This window comes from Propioniciclava sp., from assembly GCF_047602245.1.
GTDB lineage: Bacteria > Actinomycetota > Actinomycetes > Propionibacteriales > Propionibacteriaceae > Propioniciclava.
This window is the reverse complement of record NZ_JASGHT010000001.1, coordinates 49,431-65,422: the sequence shown is the minus strand read 5'-3', so window position 1 is coordinate 65,422 and position 15,992 is coordinate 49,431. Positions and strand designations below refer to the sequence as shown.

At 71.8% G+C, this 15,992-nt stretch carries 13 protein-coding genes and 1 pseudogene; 1 reads left to right on the top strand and 13 read right to left on the bottom strand.

The features are described from left to right. Positions 1–16 precede the first annotated feature (16 nt). The 4 genes from QM708_RS00290 to QM708_RS00275 form a co-directional block, all read right to left on the bottom strand. A complete protein-coding gene (locus tag QM708_RS00290) occupies positions 17–1,498 on the bottom strand; it encodes an ABC transporter substrate-binding protein (protein ID WP_415103256.1) in 1,482 nt (493 codons plus the stop codon). After that, on the bottom strand, positions 1,491–2,186 hold the full coding sequence (locus QM708_RS00285) for an HAD family hydrolase (RefSeq protein WP_415103254.1): 696 nt from the start codon (positions 2,184–2,186) through the stop codon (positions 1,491–1,493). Before QM708_RS00285 ends, QM708_RS00290 begins: the two co-directional genes overlap by 8 nt. Beyond that, the gene (metH, locus tag QM708_RS00280; RefSeq protein ID WP_415103252.1) at positions 2,176–5,661 is read right to left on the bottom strand and encodes a methionine synthase; all 3,486 of its coding nucleotides are present in this window, start codon (positions 5,659–5,661) and stop codon (positions 2,176–2,178) included. Before metH ends, QM708_RS00285 begins: the two co-directional genes overlap by 11 nt. Before the next feature lie 72 nt (positions 5,662–5,733). Then, positions 5,734–5,967, bottom strand: coding sequence for a FitA-like ribbon-helix-helix domain-containing protein (locus QM708_RS00275; protein WP_415103250.1), 234 nt, complete (start codon positions 5,965–5,967; stop codon positions 5,734–5,736). Between the two features lie 810 nt (positions 5,968–6,777). On the opposite strand from QM708_RS00275, the gene QM708_RS00270 reads away from it, so the two are divergent. Beyond that, on the top strand, positions 6,778–7,563 hold the full coding sequence (locus tag QM708_RS00270) for a PAC2 family protein (protein ID WP_415103248.1): 786 nt from the start codon (positions 6,778–6,780) through the stop codon (positions 7,561–7,563). Between the two features lie 12 nt (positions 7,564–7,575). Here QM708_RS00270 and QM708_RS00265 read toward each other — a convergent pair whose 3' ends face one another. The 9 genes and pseudogenes from QM708_RS00265 to QM708_RS00225 all read right to left on the bottom strand — a co-directional run bounded on the left by QM708_RS00265 (position 7,576) and on the right by QM708_RS00225 (position 15,991). Continuing rightward, positions 7,576–8,349 carry a lysophospholipid acyltransferase family protein gene (locus tag QM708_RS00265; RefSeq protein WP_415103246.1) on the bottom strand — a complete coding sequence of 258 codons (774 nt, stop codon included), beginning with the start codon at positions 8,347–8,349 and terminating at the stop codon, positions 7,576–7,578. A gap of 1 nt (position 8,350) precedes the next feature. Then, positions 8,351–9,022, bottom strand: a complete 672-nt coding sequence (rpe, locus tag QM708_RS00260) for a ribulose-phosphate 3-epimerase (protein ID WP_415103244.1) — start codon at positions 9,020–9,022, stop codon at positions 8,351–8,353. A 36-nt stretch (positions 9,023–9,058) separates the two neighbouring features. Beyond that, positions 9,059–10,390 carry an RsmB/NOP family class I SAM-dependent RNA methyltransferase gene (locus QM708_RS00255; protein WP_415103242.1) on the bottom strand — a complete coding sequence of 444 codons (1,332 nt, stop codon included), beginning with the start codon at positions 10,388–10,390 and terminating at the stop codon, positions 9,059–9,061. Further along, on the bottom strand, positions 10,390–11,346 hold the full coding sequence (gene fmt / locus QM708_RS00250; RefSeq protein ID WP_415103240.1) for a methionyl-tRNA formyltransferase: 957 nt from the start codon (positions 11,344–11,346) through the stop codon (positions 10,390–10,392). The genes QM708_RS00255 and fmt overlap by 1 nt, the downstream gene beginning before the upstream one ends. A 23-nt stretch (positions 11,347–11,369) precedes the next feature. Continuing rightward, on the bottom strand, positions 11,370–12,173 hold the full coding sequence (locus tag QM708_RS00245; protein ID WP_415103238.1) for a hypothetical protein: 804 nt from the start codon (positions 12,171–12,173) through the stop codon (positions 11,370–11,372). A 64-nt stretch (positions 12,174–12,237) separates the two neighbouring features. Next, positions 12,238–13,206: a hypothetical protein gene (locus QM708_RS00240; RefSeq protein WP_415111519.1), complete on the bottom strand. Its 969-nt coding sequence runs from the start codon at positions 13,204–13,206 to the stop codon at positions 12,238–12,240. 43 nt (positions 13,207–13,249) lie between these two features. Then, positions 13,250–13,384, bottom strand: a pseudogene (locus tag QM708_RS00235) (hypothetical protein); the annotation flags it as partial. A gap of 78 nt (positions 13,385–13,462) precedes the next feature. Then, positions 13,463–14,893 carry a polysaccharide pyruvyl transferase family protein gene (locus tag QM708_RS00230; protein ID WP_415103236.1) on the bottom strand — a complete coding sequence of 477 codons (1,431 nt, stop codon included), beginning with the start codon at positions 14,891–14,893 and terminating at the stop codon, positions 13,463–13,465. 3 nt (positions 14,894–14,896) lie between these two features. Continuing rightward, positions 14,897–15,991, bottom strand: coding sequence for a glycosyltransferase (locus QM708_RS00225; RefSeq protein WP_415103234.1), 1,095 nt, complete (start codon positions 15,989–15,991; stop codon positions 14,897–14,899). Between the last annotated feature and the right edge of the window lies 1 nt (position 15,992).

The following is a 15,992-nucleotide window of genomic DNA, read 5'->3' as shown; positions in this document are numbered from 1 at the left end:
GTCAGGGGGTAATCAGTCACTTGCGCAGGCTCCACAGTCCGAGTTGCCAGGCCGGCCCGAACGGCTGGCCTTGAAGAGAGGTGCCGGGGCCGAGCAGCAGCGTCTCGCCCCCCAGCGAATGCGGCAGCAGGGTCAGGTCGACCGCCGCCTGCTGCTGGATTTCGGCGAGCAGCGCCTGCCGGGTATCGGCATCGCCCGTCTCACGGGCGCGGTGCAACAGGTCGCTGAGCTTCTCCTGCGATCCCGGCAGCGCGTGGTCGACATAGGCCTGCAACCAGCCGAAGGCGGTGTTCACCCAGGCAGGTTCATCGGTCAGGCGCAGGTCGGCACCGGCGGCGTCCGGCACCAGTTGCACCGACATGCCGGCGCGCTCTTCGAGCCGGTCGCGCAGCAGGCTGGCCAGATCGCGCTGGCCCGGCGACCGGGTGGAGTAACTGAGCGTGAGCCGCAGCCGCTGGCCACCGAGCGAGGGGACCTCGGCGCTGCCGCCCACCGGGAAGGAGGCCACCGACCCGGCCACCGACGGCGGTACGACGGACGCGACGCTGCGGTCACCCTGCAGCGCCGCCGCGACGGCGGCCCGGACCGAGGCGTCCTCCCGGTGCGGCGAGGACGCCTCGAACACCAGCCGCTGCATCCGCACCGGCGGCATCCACGCGCGGGTGAAGCCTGCGGTGGTGGCGCCGTTGTTGGCGTTCATCTCCGCCGATACCCGCTCCAGCGCGGCCGGGGTCAGGCTGCGCCAGACCACATCGGTGGTGCCGTCGCTCATCGCCTGCTCGGCGGCGGCACTGTCGGGAATGAACTCCAGCTTGATCGTGTCGATCTCGCCGGTGAGGGCGCCGGTGTAGTCGGTGAACCGCTCGAAGACGAGGTGGTCGGACGCGGTGGTGACCAGTGAGTACGGCCCCGACCCGACCACCTCGGCCTCGTTGGGCCGCAGCGCGTCGGGATCGTAGATCTCCTCGTCGACGATGGCGGCCGCCGGCGTGGCGAGCGCGTAGCCGAACTGGGTGTCGGCGTACTTCAGCACGAAGCTCACGGTGAGGTCGTCGACGATCTCGACCTTCTCCAGCGAGTCGAACAGCCGGATCGAGGTGTCGGGCACGCTCAACCGGTAGGCACGCTCGATGCTGAACTTGACGTCGGACGCCGTCAGCGGATGCCCGTTGTGGAAGGTGAGCCCGGGCGGCAGATCGCACTGGTAGGTGGTGGCTGAGGTGTAGAGGCAGTCGCGAGCCAGGTCCGGTTTCAGGTCGGCCCCCTCGGGGTGCACGACCATGAGCCGGCTGAACGCGTTGAGCGCGACGATGGCGTCCGCGGCGGTCGAGGCAGCGGCCGGGTCGAAGCGCTCCGGAGGCTGGGTGGTCATCACGGTGAACGGGCGCGGTGCCGCGCTCGGGCTCGGTGACCGGCTTGGTTCGGGAGTGGTCGGCGTGCAGCCGGCGACGAGAAGGGCTCCGGCCAGTGCGGACGCCGCGAGCCGTCCGCTACGCATCGCGCAGCTCCCGCCACACCACACCCAGCTCGATCAGCCCGACGTCGCGAAGTGTCGGCAGCAGGCGGCGCAGCGGGCCGCCGTCGAGTTCCTGCTCGAAGGGGATGCCGACCGTCGGCACGCCCGCACCACTGGCCGACTCCAGGCCCGGCCTCGAGTCCTCCAGTGCCAGGCAGTCCCGCGGGGCGTAGCCGAGCCGGGACGCCGCGGTGAGATAGGGCTCCGGGTGCGGCTTGCCGTGGGTGATGTGGTTGCCGGCGACGATCGTGGCGAACATGCCGGCGGGCAGCAGGTCGACGACGGTGGCGAGGATGTCCTCGTGCGAGGCCGAGACGAGCGCGCACGGGATGCCCGCCTCGAACGCCGACTCCAGCAGCGTCCGCGCGCCCGGGCGGAAGATGATCGAGTGGGAGCGCAGCTCGTCCAGCATGTAGCTGGTGAGCCGGCGCCCGGCGTCGGCCGGATCGGCGTCCGTCACCCCCGCCCAGCTCATCATGGTCGCGATCGCGGTGGACAGGTTCAGCCCGGTGAGCTGGCGCTTCTGCTCGGGCGCGAGATCGAGGCCCCACTCGGCCAGCAGCCGGGATTCGGCGGTGTGCCAGTGATGCTCGGTCTCGACGAGGGTGCCGTCGAAGTCCCACAGCAGCGCTGAGGGGAGGTCGACGCCGATGGTCAGCTCAGCGGGCATTGAAATACTTGGCCTCCGGGTGGTGGACGACGAGCGCGTCGGTGGACTGCTCGGGGTGAAGCTGCAACTCCTCGCTCAGCACGACGCCGATCCGCTCGGGCTCCAGCAACGTGACCAGCTTGGCACGGTCCTCCAGGTCGGGGCACGCCGGGTAGCCGAAGCTGTAGCGCGAGCCCCGGTACTCCTGGTCGCGGATCATCGCCTCCATGTCGCCGTTGCCGTCCAGCCCGAGGTCTTCACGGACGCGGGCGTGCCACATCTCGGCGAGCGCCTCGGTGAGCTGCACCGACAGGCCGTGTAGTTCCAGGTATTCGCGGTAGGAGTCGGACGCGAACAGCTTTCCGGTCTCCTCCGCGACCCGGGCGCCCATGGTGACCAGCTGGAAGGCGATCACGTCCGGTCCCAGCTCGGCGGCCTCCTCGGCGTCCCGGAAGAAGTCGGCCAGGCACAGCCGCCGGTCGCGGCTCTGCCGCGGGAACTCGAAGCGGGTCAGTTCGCGGCTCGGGTCGTCGGGGGCGCCGACGATGAGGGTGTTGCCCTCGGAATGGCACGGCCAGTAGCCGTAGGTGACCGCGAACTCGGCGATGCCGTCGGTGGCGACCCGGTCCAGCCAGGCGCGCAGCCGCGGGATGCCCTCGCGCTCCACGACTTCCTCGTAGGTCTCGCCGCCGCGGGTGCCGCGCAGGCCCCACTGGCCCATGAAGGTGGCGCGATGGTCGAGCCAGTTCGCCACGTCGGCGAGCTTGATGCCCTTGACCACCCGGCTGCCCCAAAACGGCGGCGTGGGCACGTCGATGCCGCGCGCCACGTCCGAGCGGCGGGTGTCGGTGGACGCCTCCGTCTCCTCCTCGACCTCGGTCTTCTTGGCGGCGACCCGGCGCTTGCGGGGCGCCGGCAGCGCCTCGGCCTCGCCGCGCTTGACCGCCATCACGGCGTCCATCAGGGCGAGGCCCTCGAACGCGTCGCGGGCGTAGCGGACTTCGCCCTCGAACAGCTCGTTGAGGTCCTGCTCGACGTAGGCGCGGGTGAGCGCCGCGCCGCCGAGCAGCACCGGGGTGTTGATCAGGCCGCGCTGGTTGAGCTCGAGCAGGTTGTCCTTCATCACCACCGTCGACTTGACCAGCAGGCCCGACATGCCGATGGCGTCCGCATTGTGCGAGACCGCGGCCTCGATGATGGTGCCGACCGGCTGCTTGATGCCCAGGTTGACCACCGTGTAGCCGTTGTTGGTGAGGATGATGTCGACCAGGTTCTTGCCGATGTCGTGCACATCGCCCTTCACCGTGGCCAGCACGATGGTGCCCTTGCCCTCGGAGTCGGTCTTCTCCATGTGCGGCTCCAGGTAGGCCACCGACTTCTTCATCACCTCGGCTGAGGCGAGCACGAACGGCAGCTGCATCTGGCCCGAACCGAACAGCTCACCCACGGTCTTCATGCCGGCCAGCAGATCGTCGTTGACGATCGCAAGCGCCGGCTTCTCGGCCAGGGCGGCGTCCAGATCTTCGTAAAGGCCCTTGTCGTCGGCGTCCACGATGCGGCGCTGCAGGCGTTCGTTCAGCGGCAGGGCGGCCATCTCGGCGGCGCGCGCCTCCTTGGCGCCGGCGGTGGTGACGCCCTCGAACAACTCCAGGAACCGCGACAGCGGGTCGTAGCCCTCGCGGCGCCGGTCGTAGACCATGTCGAGGGCGACCTCGCGCTGCTCGTCCGGAATGCGCGCCATCGGCAGAATGCGGCTCGGGTGCACGATCGCCGAGCTCAGGCCGGCCTCCACGCACTCGTTGAGGAACACCGAGTTGAGCACCACCCGCGCGGCCGGATTGAGGCCGAAGCTGATGTTCGACAGGCCCAGCGTGGTCTGCACGTCCGGGTAGCGGCGGGTGATCTCGCGGATCGCCTCGATGGTCTCGATGCCGTCTCGGCGGGTCTCCTCCTGGCCGGTGCCGATCGGGAAGGTGAGGCAGTCGACGATGATGTCGGAGACCTTCATCCCCCACTCGGTGGTCAGCTTGGTGATCAGCCGGTCAGCGACTCGCACCTTCCATTCGGCGGTGCGCGCCTGGCCCTCCTCGTCGATGGTGAGCGCCACCACCGCGGCGCCGTGCTCGGCGACCAGCGGCATCATCTTGGCGAAGCGCGAGTCGGGCCCTTCGCCGTCCTCGAAGTTGACCGAGTTGATGATGCAGCGCCCGGCCAGCGACTCCAGGCCGGCCTCGATCACCGGCGGCTCGGTGGAGTCGAGCATGACCGGCAGCGGCACCGCGGTGCCGATCCGGGACGCCAATTCGCGCATATCGCCGGCGCCGTCGCGGCCGACATAGTCGACGCACAGATCGATCAGGTGCGCGCCCTCGCGGGACTGCGCCTTGGCGATGTCGACGCACTCGTCCCACTGGCCGGCCAGCATCGCCTCGCGGAACGCCTTCGAGCCGTTCGCGTTGGTGCGCTCGCCGACGGCCAGATAGGAGGTGTCCTGCCGCAGCGGGGTTTCGGAATACAGGCTGGACACCAGCGCACCACCCGAACCGGTGGTCGGCACCTCGCGGTGCTTCAGCGGTCGTTCCCGGACGGCCTCGGCCAGCTGGCGGATGTGCTCGGGTGTGGTGCCGCAGCAGCCGCCGACCAGGCTCAGCCCGAACTCGTCGACATAGGTGTCGAGCGCCTGGGTGAACCCCTCGGGGCCGAGCGGGTAGTAGGCGCCATCGGAGGTGAGTTGCGGCAGGCCGGCGTTCGGCATGCAGCCCACGCCGATCCGGGCGAACCGGCTCAGATGCCGCAGATGCTCGCTCATCTCGTCCGGGCCGGTGGAGCAGTTCAGGCCGAGCACGTCGATGCCGAGCGGCTCCAGTGCGGCCAGCGCCGCGCCGATCTCGGAGCCGAGCAGCATGGTGCCGTTGGTCTCGATCGACACATTGACCAGAACCGGCACCTCGACGCCGAGGGCACGCTGGGCCCGCTTGGCGGCCTGCACCGCGGCCTTGGCCTGCAACAGATCCTGGCAGGTCTCGATCTGGAAGGCGTCGATGCCACCGCGCAGCATCGCCTCGGACTGCACCTGGTAGGCGTCCCGCAGCTTGCGGAAACCGACATGCCCGAGGCTGGGCAGCTTCGTGCCCGGGCCGACCGAGCCGAGCACCCAGCGTGGCCGCTCCGGGGTGGACGCCGCGTCCGCGGCCCGGCGGGCGATCCGGGCGCCCGCTTCGGCGAGTTCGTCGATGCGCTCGGGAATGTCGTACTCGCCCAGCGCGGACAGGTTCGCGCCGAAGGTGTTCGTCTCCACCGCATCCGCGCCGGCCTCGAAGTAGGCGGCATGGATCGCCTCGACCACCTCGGGCCGGGTCACGTTGAGCACCTCGTTACAGCCCTCAAGGTTGGCGAAGTCGTCCAGGGTGAGATCGAAGCCCTGAAGCATGGTGCCCATACCACCGTCGGCAACAACGACGCGGCGGGACAGGGCTTCAGTCAGGGTTTCACGCACCGGCCAAGGATAGGCGATGCCGTCGCCTCGGCCGGCAGTGCCTCAAGGCTCGGCCACCGGCTCCCCGCTCTGTCAGCGCCGGGCGTCTTCGATGGCGGCCAGGATGTCGTCGGCCGAGAGCGCCGGATACGACTGCGGGTTCTCACGAGCACGGCCCACTTGGTCAGCGAGGCCGGGCGTCGAAGCGAGCTTGGTGAGTTCGGCGAGCAGATACTCCTGCAGCGAGAGCCCGGAGTGGGTCGCGCGCGTGATCAACACCGCGTGCACCTCGTCGGGCACGTTGCGGATCGTGATGGTGACGGACATGCAGGCAGGTTATGCGATTCGATGTCCACATCATCGACGCGCCGGTCAAGCATGCGCGGGAGGCGCCAGGAAACCATGAGGGCTATCGAAAATCCTTGGGGGAAGTGGCCCGGCCACGCCGCCCGGGTTAGTCACGTTCGCCCGGGTTAAGCACGTTCGCCCGGCTTAGCCTCTGTCGCCCGGAATGCCGCCCGGTGTAATCACCGTCGCCCGGGTAGGAAACAGGGCGACAGTCCGGAAACCGGGCGGCATGCAGCACGTCCGACCAGAGAGCGTCCGTGTCGGGGACGCCGCCTTGCTGCGACCGTGGTCGCGTGCGCCCGATTGACCGGTGACGGAGCGTACGCTCCGTCACCACGCGTGAGAAAGGGTCACCACGCGCATGCTGCAACATGTGCCACGCCGCGGTAAGCAGAGCAACGTCACCGAGCGTGCGCTCCGTCACCACCGCGGAGGCAGGTCGGCGTGAACGCCGCCACGGGGACTGGCGCCTCCAACCACCGTGACACGGACCTTGCCGTCGAGGCAGGTCCAGGGTTCCGGATCCCCCTCTCAGATCCGGCAAGGACCAAGAAATGGTCGTTCTCAGGGCGGTGATCAGTGCGAGAAGAGGGGTGGGCTAAGAAATTGTCGTTATGGAGGGATTTCAAGGGCTGATAACGACCTTTTCTTGGTCCGAGCCGAATCCGGCCGAGGTGGCCGCTCTCAAAACGACCACTTCTTGGTTCTGACCCGTCCGGGGGCCCCGCGCCGGCGCGGGGCCGGGCAGTCGACGCGGCGCGGGGCCACCTCAGCGGTACAGTGACGCTCATGTCAGCGCTCCGGCTCACGAATCTGCGGCGTCCCGTGGTGTTGTTCGCGTTCAGCGGGTGGAACGACGCGGGCGATGCGGCCACCGGGGTCGTGGATCATCTCAGCGAGGTCTACGACACCGAGTTCGGGTTCGAGCTCGACCCGGAGGACTACTACGACTTCACCGAGAACCGTCCCGTGCACGTCCGCGAGGGCGAGGGTGAGATCAGCATCCAGTGGGCGACCACCGAGGTGCTGGTCGCGCACCATCCCGAGCGCGATCTGGTGCTGGTCAACGGCCCCGAGCCGACGATGCGCTGGCGGTCGTTCTCGCGGGCGCTGGTGTCGGCGTTCCGCTCGATCGAGCCCGAACGGGTGCTGGCGATGGGTGCCATGCTCGCCGACGCGCCGCACAGTCGCGCGGTGCCGGTGAACGAGGACGGCACCGACTACGAAGGGCCCGCCGGCATCGTCAGCGTGCTCGCTGCCGAATGCAAGGACGCCGGACTGACGGTGACCAGCCTGTGGGCGTCCGTGCCGCACTATGTCGCCGAACCGCCCAACCCGAAGGCCACCCTCGCGCTGCTGCGCCGGGTCGAGGAGTTCGCCGACATCGAGTTCGACGTGGGCGAACTGCCCGCGCTCACCACCTTGTGGGAACAGCGGGTCGATGAACTGGTCGCCGAAGATCCGGACGTCGCCGAGTACGTCGGCGGTCTGGAACGCCGCTTCGACACCGCCGAGGCGACCGGCGACGAGATCGCCTGGGAGTTCGAGCGCTACCTGCGCCGCCGCGGTCGCTGACCGGCGAGGTTGTCAGTAACGGCGCGGGACGCGTTCCTGGCGGCGCTGGTCCCACATGGTGTCGGGTGCCTTTTCGCCGCGCAACTGTTCGACGAGTTCGGTGACGGCCGCCATGATCCGGTCGGTCGCCTCGCGGGCGGCCCGGGCGTCGTGGCGCCCGGCCAGGTCGGACAGGTCGACCGGCTCACCCATGATCACCTCGATGCGCGGACGCCTCAGCCCGACGGACGCGCGCGCCTTGGGGGCGATCAGGTACTGGGCCCCCCAGTTGGCGACCGGGATGACCGGGACGCCGGTGGTGAGCGCGAGGCGTCCGACACCGGTGCGGGAGGCTTGCGGCCACTGTTCAGGATCGCGGCTGCGCCCGCCCTCGGGATAGATGGCGACGCACTCCCCCGCCGCCAGCGCGGCCTCCGCGGCGCTGAGCGCGTCCTTGGCGCGGGCACTGTCGCGGAAGACGGGGATCTGGCGGCAGCTGCGCGCCAGCCAGCCGATCACGGGCAGCTTCCACAGCTCTGACTTGCCCAGATAGCGCGGCCAGCGTCCCGACCAGATCAGGTAGCGGCCCACCGCCACCGGGTCGGCGTAGGAGAGATGGTTGCTGACCACGATGACGCCACCGTCGGCGGGCAACGCCGCGGCATCGTCCCAGATCTCGTCGGACAACACCCGGTAGGCGAACCCGGCCACGCGGGCCAGCCCCCGGTAGACCCCACTGTCCCCGGGCGCGCTCGGGGTGGCCGGGTGGGACTGGCTGCGGTTGGCGCGGCGCTTCAGCAGGGCCATCTCAGTGACCACCGCAGCGCGCGCCGGCCATCGCCTTGAGCCCGCGCACCATGGCGTCGGGATCCTCGGCGCGGAACACCGCCGAGCCGGCCACGAACACGTCGGCGCCGGCGTCCACGCAGCGCTCGATGGTGGCCTCGGAGACGCCGCCGTCGACCTGGATCCAGATCTCCTGGCCGGACGCCTCCACGATCGCCCGGGTGCGCCGGATCTTGGGCAGCATCACGTCGAGGAAGGCCTGCCCGCCGAAGCCGGGATCGACGGTCATGATCAGGATCATGTCGAACTCGGTGATCAGGTCGGCCAGCGGCTCGATCGGCGTTTGCGGGCGCAGCCCCAGCGAGGCGCGGGCACCCAGCGAGCGGATCTGGCGCGCGGTGCGGATCGGTGCTTGGGACGCCTCCAGGTGGAAGGTGACCGACTCGCAGCCGGCCTCGGCGTAGGCGGGCGCGTGGGCGTCCGCGTTCTCGATCATCAGGTGGGCGTCGAGGAAGGTCCCCGGATGGTTGGCGCGCAGGCACTCCACCACGGGCAGGCCCAGGGTGAGGTTCGGCACGAAATGGTTGTCCATCACGTCGACGTGGATGGCGTCCGCGCTCGGGATACGCCGGATCTCGGCATCGAGGCTGGCCAGGTTGGCGTTCAGGATGCTCGGGTGGATGCGGTGTGTCACGCCCGCGACTCTAGTGGTTCGGGCGCCCCGGCGCGTTCAGCGCCGCCGCAGCAGCGCGCAGAACATCGCGTCGGTGCCGTGCCGATGCGGCCACAGCTGCAGGAAGCTGCCGCGGGCGGCGTCCGGAACGGCGGGCAGCAGCGCGGGCGCATCGAGGATGTCGACGTCGTCGCGGGCCGCCAGCACGGCGTCGACGACCTGTTCGGTCTCGGCGCGATGCGGCGAGCAGGTGACGTAGGCGACGACTCCGCCGGGGGCGGCGCTGTCGAGCGCGCCGGCCAACAGCCGGCGCTGCAGGGCGACGAGTTCGGCCAGGTGCGCGGGGGTGCGCCGCCAGCGCGACTCCGGACGCCGCCGCAGCGCACCCAGGCCGGTGCAGGGCACGTCGGCCATCACGCGCGCGAAGGTGCCGGACGGCCAGGCCGGCCGGGTGCCGTCGGCGGCAATCACGACCGGTGCCGGGTGGTAGCCGCGCAGGTTCTCGTGCACCAGTGCCGCGCGATGCGGTTGCAGTTCGGAGGCGAGCAGCCGCTCCCCGGTCGCCGCGGCCAGGCCGGCGAGCAACGCGGCTTTGCCGCCGGGACCGGCGCACAGGTCGAGCCAAGGTCCTGCGGGCGCGTCGGCGAGGCTGAGCGCCCAGGCGACGAGCTGGCTGCCCTCGTCCTGCACCCCGGCGCGCCCTGTCTGGACGGCGGGCAGGTCGGCGGGGTTGCCGGCGCGGCGAGCGCCGAAGGGTGAGAACGCGGTCGGTTCGCCGTCGAGTTCGGCCACCTCCGCGAGCCCGGGACGCACCACCAGCGTGGTGAGCGGGGCGACGTTGTTGGTGGCCAGCGCCGCTTCGGCCTCCTCGCCGAGCAGGTCGGCGTAGGCCTCGACGATCCAGCGCGGATGATGGGTGCGCAACGCGAGGCGTCCGATTTCGTCCTCGCCGCGGGACAACTCGACGACCCAGGCGTCCAGGTCGCGGGCGGCAACCTTGCGCAGCACCGCGTTGGTCAGCCCGGCCACCTTCTCGCCCACACTGGCGGCGGCCAGGTCGACGGTCGCGCTGAGCGCGGCGTGCGTGGGCACCCGCATCGACAGCAGTTGGTGGACGCCGAGGGCGAGCGCGTCGGCCAGCGGCGGATCGAAGCGCGGGCGTCCCGACGCGGCGGCGAGGATACGGTCGTAGGTCCCGCGCAGGCGGCAGGTTCCCGAGACGAGTTCGGTGACGAACGCGGCGTCGCGCGCCTCCAGGCGGGCCTCGGCGAGCACCCGGGCGGTCTCGAGGTTGGCGTAGGCGTCCGCACCGGTGACGGCGCGGACGATGCGGTAGGCCAGCTGGCGGGGCCGGTCCGGACGCCGCCGGCGCAGGGTCTTGTTCGGCATCAGGCGAACCTGATCTCGGCGCCGCGAAGGCCGCGAGCCCAATCGGCGCCCGGCATCTCCTTCTTGCCCTGGGGCTGGACGCGCACCAGCTCGAGCGCCGTGGTGCCGGTGCCGGCCAACAGGCGGCGCTTCTCGGCGCGCACGTCGCCCGGGGCCAAGCCGTCGACATCGGTGACCCGGGTGAGCGCGATCTTGAACCGCTCGGCGGTCGCCTCGCCGCCGGCGGTCGCCACCGAGGTGGTCTGCGTGGTCCACGCCATCGGTTCGGGTGAGCAGCCGCGGACGATCCGGTCGAGGGTGACTGCGTCGTTGGTCCAGTCCAGGTGGGCGTCTTCGACGCTGATCTTGGGTGCGTGCGTGACGGTGGTGGGCCCGGCCCACTGCTGGCGGACCGGGTCGACGTCCGGCAGCCGGTTGAGGGTCTCCAGCAGCAGGGTGGCGCCGTCCTCGGCGAGGGCGGTGAGCACCTCGCCGGCGGTCTCGGTGCCGGCCAGCGGCATCCGGATCGTGTCGAACACCGGCCCGGCGTCGAGTTCGGGCACGAGCAGGAACGTCGTCGCACCGGTCACCTCGTCGCCGGCCATGATCGCCCGCTGCACCGGCGCAGCCCCGCGCCAGCGCGGCAGCAGCGAGAAGTGCAGGTTGATCCAGCCGTACTTCGGGATGTCGAGCACATGCTGGGGCACCAGCGCGCCGTAGGCGACCACCGGGCAGGCGTCCGGGGCCAGCGCGGTGAGGGCGGCCACGAAATCCGCATCGCGCGGATGGGCCGGCTTGAGCACCGGGATGCCGGCCGCCTCCGCCCAAGCGCCGACCTCGCTCGGCACCAGCCGCTTGCTGCGCCCGCGCGGGGCGTCCGGCCTGGTCACCACCGCGACCACCTCGTGCTCGGAGTCGACCAGCGCCTTCAGGGCGGGCAGGGCGACAGCGGGGGTTCCGGCGAAGACGAGACGCATTGGACCAGCCTAACGGTCGTGCCCTAGAAGGCGGCCGGATCGATCACCAGACGCATCGCGCCCGGCGCCTTGCGCGCCAGCCGTGCGCCGAGCACGGCGCGCAGGCCGGTCACCAGCTGGTCGCCGTGCTGCGGCGGGCAGCGGACGGTGGCGCGCCAGACCCCGTCGGTGGCGGGGCCGTGCTCGGGCTCGGGGACGGCATGCTCGGCGGGCGTGAGCGGCACCGGGCCGAAGCACTCGGCGCCGGGCAGCGGACGCCAGGCGGCCTCCGCCTCGTCCAGAAACGCGCGCGGGCCCTCGATGAGCGCCATCCGCGCCGCAGGCGGGAACCGGGTCTCGGCGCGCTCGGCCAGCTCGCGTTCGGCGAAACCGGCGGCGTCCACCCGCACCAGCGCCTGCAACGCGCGCGAGTCCGGCTCGCCGACGGCGATCACCGTGCCGTGATTGGACGCCGGACGCACCAGCGCGCACACGCTGAGCCAGCGGCGCAGCGCCTCTTCGGCGGCGCGCAGATCCGGGCGGCCCAGCATGACCGCGGCGTCCAGCAGCACCGCCGCGGCATACCCCGCTTCCGGCACCGGTTCGGCCCCCGGCGTGGCGAGCACCAGCGCGGGCTCGTCGTCGATCGCCTCGACCTTGTGCCCCGACCACGACTGCACCACCCGCGTCTGCGGGAACGCCCGGCCCAGTTCCTCGGCGGTACGGCTCACCCCGACCTGCGGGGCGCGCAGGCGATGGTCGCCGCAGTCGGGGCACTGCCAAGGGTTGCGCAGCGGTCCGCAGGCCGGGCAGACCAGCAGTGGCGGATCGGCTTGCTCGCCGCGCAACGGATGGCCGCACTGCGCGCACCGGGCCCGGGCGCGGCATCGCTGGCAGGCCAGGCTGGGCGCGTCAGCCGGCCCGGGGCACCTGGAGCAGCACCGGCCCGGACGCCAACCCGGCGCGGATCACCGCGAACACGTCGTGCGGCAGCCGGGCCGCGCGGGCGTCCGGGTCGCGCTCAAGGGCGCGCTCATGGTCGGCGGCGATCCGGACGGCGGGCGCGAGCGCCCGGGTGGTGCGGGCGTCGTGGGCGAGCGGCACCAGCCAGCCCCGCTCGGCGAGCGCCTGGGCCTCGGCCGTCCGCCCGAAGCCGGCCATCAAAAGCCCGCAATGCTCCGACGATGCGCGCAGCGCGGCCACGTCGCGGGCGTGCGGGTAGGGCGCCCGTGGCTCGGCGAAGGCGTCATTGCCCTCGTCCCACACCACGATCAGGCCCAGATTGGCCACCGGCGCGAAGACCGCCGAGCGGGTGCCCAGCACAAGCCGGACGTCGCCGCGCGAGGCGGCCAGGAAGTTGCGGTAGCGCGCGGCCGGGCCGAGGTCGGCGCTCAGCGTGGTGAAGGAGCCCGCACCGAAGGCGTCCTCACAACGCCGCTCGATGACCGCGAGAGCGTCGGCGTCCGGTACCACCACCAGCGCGCCTCGGCCGGCGGACAGGGCGGCGCCCACGGCGTCCAGGATGCCGCCCGCCCAGTCCCCGGCCCGCCCGTGCACCGGCACCGGATTCCACAGCGCGCGCAGCGGATCACCGGCCGCGAGCCCGGCCAGGAACCGGGTGCCGCCCGGGTACTCGGCGAGCACCCCCGACATCACGCCCGGTTCGGGCTCGGGCCGCTCGGGCCGGGCCGCCGACTCCGAGATCGCGTGCCGTGGCGGCACCGCGAGCCGCACCACATCGGCGAAGGTGCCGCCCCAATGGTCCGCGACCCGGCGCACCAGCCGCGCGACGGACGCCGCCAGCACCGGTTCGGGCGACAGCACCTTCAGCAGCGGCTGCAGCTCGGGCTGCTCGGAGGAGCCCGGCCACCTCGAGCACATACCCGTCGGTCTTGCGCCCGGCGAACCGGACCCGCACCCGGACGCCCGGCGTGACGTCGGCGACCTGATCGTCGCCGATCGCGTAGTCGAACGGCCGGTCCAGGTGCGGCAGCGGCAGGTCCACGGCGACGCGCGCCACGCGCCCCGCCTGCTGACCGCCGGTCACCGTACCCTCCATGCCCACGATGCTAGGGGCACACTCCGACATTCACCGTTGACCACGGTTCGTCCTTGACGCCAACCACCGGGGTCGGGGTCACCCCAGGCGTGCTCGAGGCTTGCCCTGGACTGATTCCCCGGGCGCCAACGACGCCTCCCGCTCATGCTCGAGCCAGGCCTGCAGTGCCTCGAACCGCGCACGCTGGTCGGCCAAGTGCGCCGCCCGTGCCGAGGCGACGGCGTCCGGTGGCGCGAGATCAGGCGCCGGGCACCATGGCTGCGGCCCCACCTGCTCACCCCTCAGCGCGAGCACGAGGTCGTCCCAGCGGCGGCCGTGATCGCCGAGAAGCCGATCATGGTGGGTGGCCAGATGGTCCCGGACGCGGTCGCGGTCGTCCCAGAGTGCCGACAAGGCGTCGGAGGCCTCCCCGGTCGCGAGCGCGTCCAGCGCGACCGCCCAGCCGGCCAGGCCGTGGTGGCCGAGCGCGCCGTCGATCCGCACATCGGCGTAGTGGTCGGCTGCGAGCGCGAACACGGGAACGCCCCGGGTCGCCGCGAAGACGGCTGGGTGGTACCGGGTGGTGATCACCAGGTCGGCCCCGGTCACCGCGTCCGCGGCCTCGGCCGCCGTGGGAAGCGGGTATGCGCGCAACCGCCCCGAACCGGACGCCTCGGCGAGCGCGGCATGAAAGGCGAGGTCGCCGTCGGCGCGGCCGGGGTGCGCCATGTGCGGCAGCAGCGCGATGTCGGCGTCCGTGCGTGCCGCGAACTCGTCGAGCAGGCCGGCCAGCAGCGGGATCGCCTTCGCGGGGGGCAGCGCGCCCGTGCCGGGCGCGAAGGTGGCGACCACCCGGGCGGGACAGCCGGCCGCCGGGCGCAGCGGTTTGCCCACCCGCCAGCCGGCGGCGTCGTCCATGCCGGCCACTAGGCGGGTGCTGCCGGGCCACAGCTCCCGGCCGAGCGCGACCGAGTGGCGCTCGCGCAGCGAGATCAGCGCACACGATGCGAGCGTGCAGGTCACCTGCTCACGGTCGTGCGCGGTCATCTGCGGCCCCAAGGTCTGCCCGGTGACCACGACGGGTTTGCCGAGCCGCCGGGCCACCGCCACCGCGGCCAGCCGCTCATACATCAGCCAGCCGTACTGCGAGTTGAGGTTGCCGCCGCCGGCGACCACGACGGTGTCCACCGACCTGATCGTCGCCACGAACCCGCGCGCGGCATCGTCCGCTCCGAGCGCGTGCTCGTCACCGTCCAGATAGCGTTCGATGGCCTCCAGCTGCCGTTCGCGCTCGGCCGGGGTGTGTGCGAAGGCGAGCGTCGCGGCGGCGTCCGTCGGCCCAAAGTAGGCGCGTGTGTGCCGCACATCGCGGGTCAGCATCACCGGCCGGACGCCGCGGGCGCGCAACTGTTCGCGGGCGGCGTGCCCGATGGCCTCGTCGCCGACGTGGTAGACGGGCTGGCCGATGTCGGCCAGCACCGCCACCCGCATCATGTGCCCGCGCCGATCGGTCGGATGTTCCTGCGGCATCGATCAGTCCTTGCGACGGGCGCGGAGCGCCTGGTACTTGCGGCGAAGCGTGCCGGCGAGACCGGCCTCGAGCACGGTGTGCTCGACATCGGCGATCCGCCGCTCCAAGTGACCGAGGTGTTCGCTGGTCGCGTCGAATCGGCTCTCGGACTGCGCCCTCGACCCGGCGACGAGCCGTTCGATGTGGCCCAGGTGCTCGCTGATGTCGTCGAAGCGCCGTTCGACCGCGTCGAGGCGGGCGGTGATCGCGGCCAGCTGCCGCCCGCCTCTGCTCAGTTCGTCCAGGCGCCGGGCGAGATCGTCGTTGCGCCGCCGGAGCTCGGCGAACTCGGCGCTGATCAGGTAGCTCAGGTGGATCTCGGCGCCGCCCCCCTCGGCGAGGCTCTGCTGGAGGTAGGCGTCCCGCAGGTGCGCTTCGGCCGACCGCTCGTCAGCGGTGCTGGCTTCGCCGGGGCGCTGGTGGGCGAAGGCGAGGGTCTCCTCGACGGTTCCGATCTCGAAGGTCCGGGCGAGCCGCAGGCAGAACTCCCAGATCGCGGCCGCGCCGACGTCGGTGCGCAGTTCGCCGAGTTCGTCGTGGACGCTGCGCCGGTAGAGAAGCTGGATCGGTGCGAGTCGTCCGGTGAGCAGATCCGACAGCGGCGCCGACGCCAGATGCGGCGCGGGCACGGAGCGCTCGGTCTCCACCAGGTGCGAGCCGTGCTGCTCCTCGAAGACCGTCTCGCCTCGTGTCACCACAGCGGCCTGGGCCGCGTGCGCGTCCAGGTGGGCGACCGTGGCGGACAGGAAACCCGGCTCCCAGGTATCCCCCCCGTCGTGGAGCGCCACGTAGTCGCTGCTGGTCGCCGCGAGGCCGGCGTTGATCGCCGTCCCCAGGCTCGCGGACGCCTCCAGCGCCAGCAACTCGATCCGATCGGCGAGGTCGGCGTCCAGGGCGGCGAGCTCCTGCCGCAGCGGCGCCACGTCACCGGTACCGATGACCACGAGCCGCCAGTCGGTGAACTCTTGCGCCGCGACATCCGCGAGCGCCCGCCGGAACAGGACCGGGCCGCCCTCGGTGCGCATGACGAGGGCGACGCGCGTGTGCGGTGCTGGCATG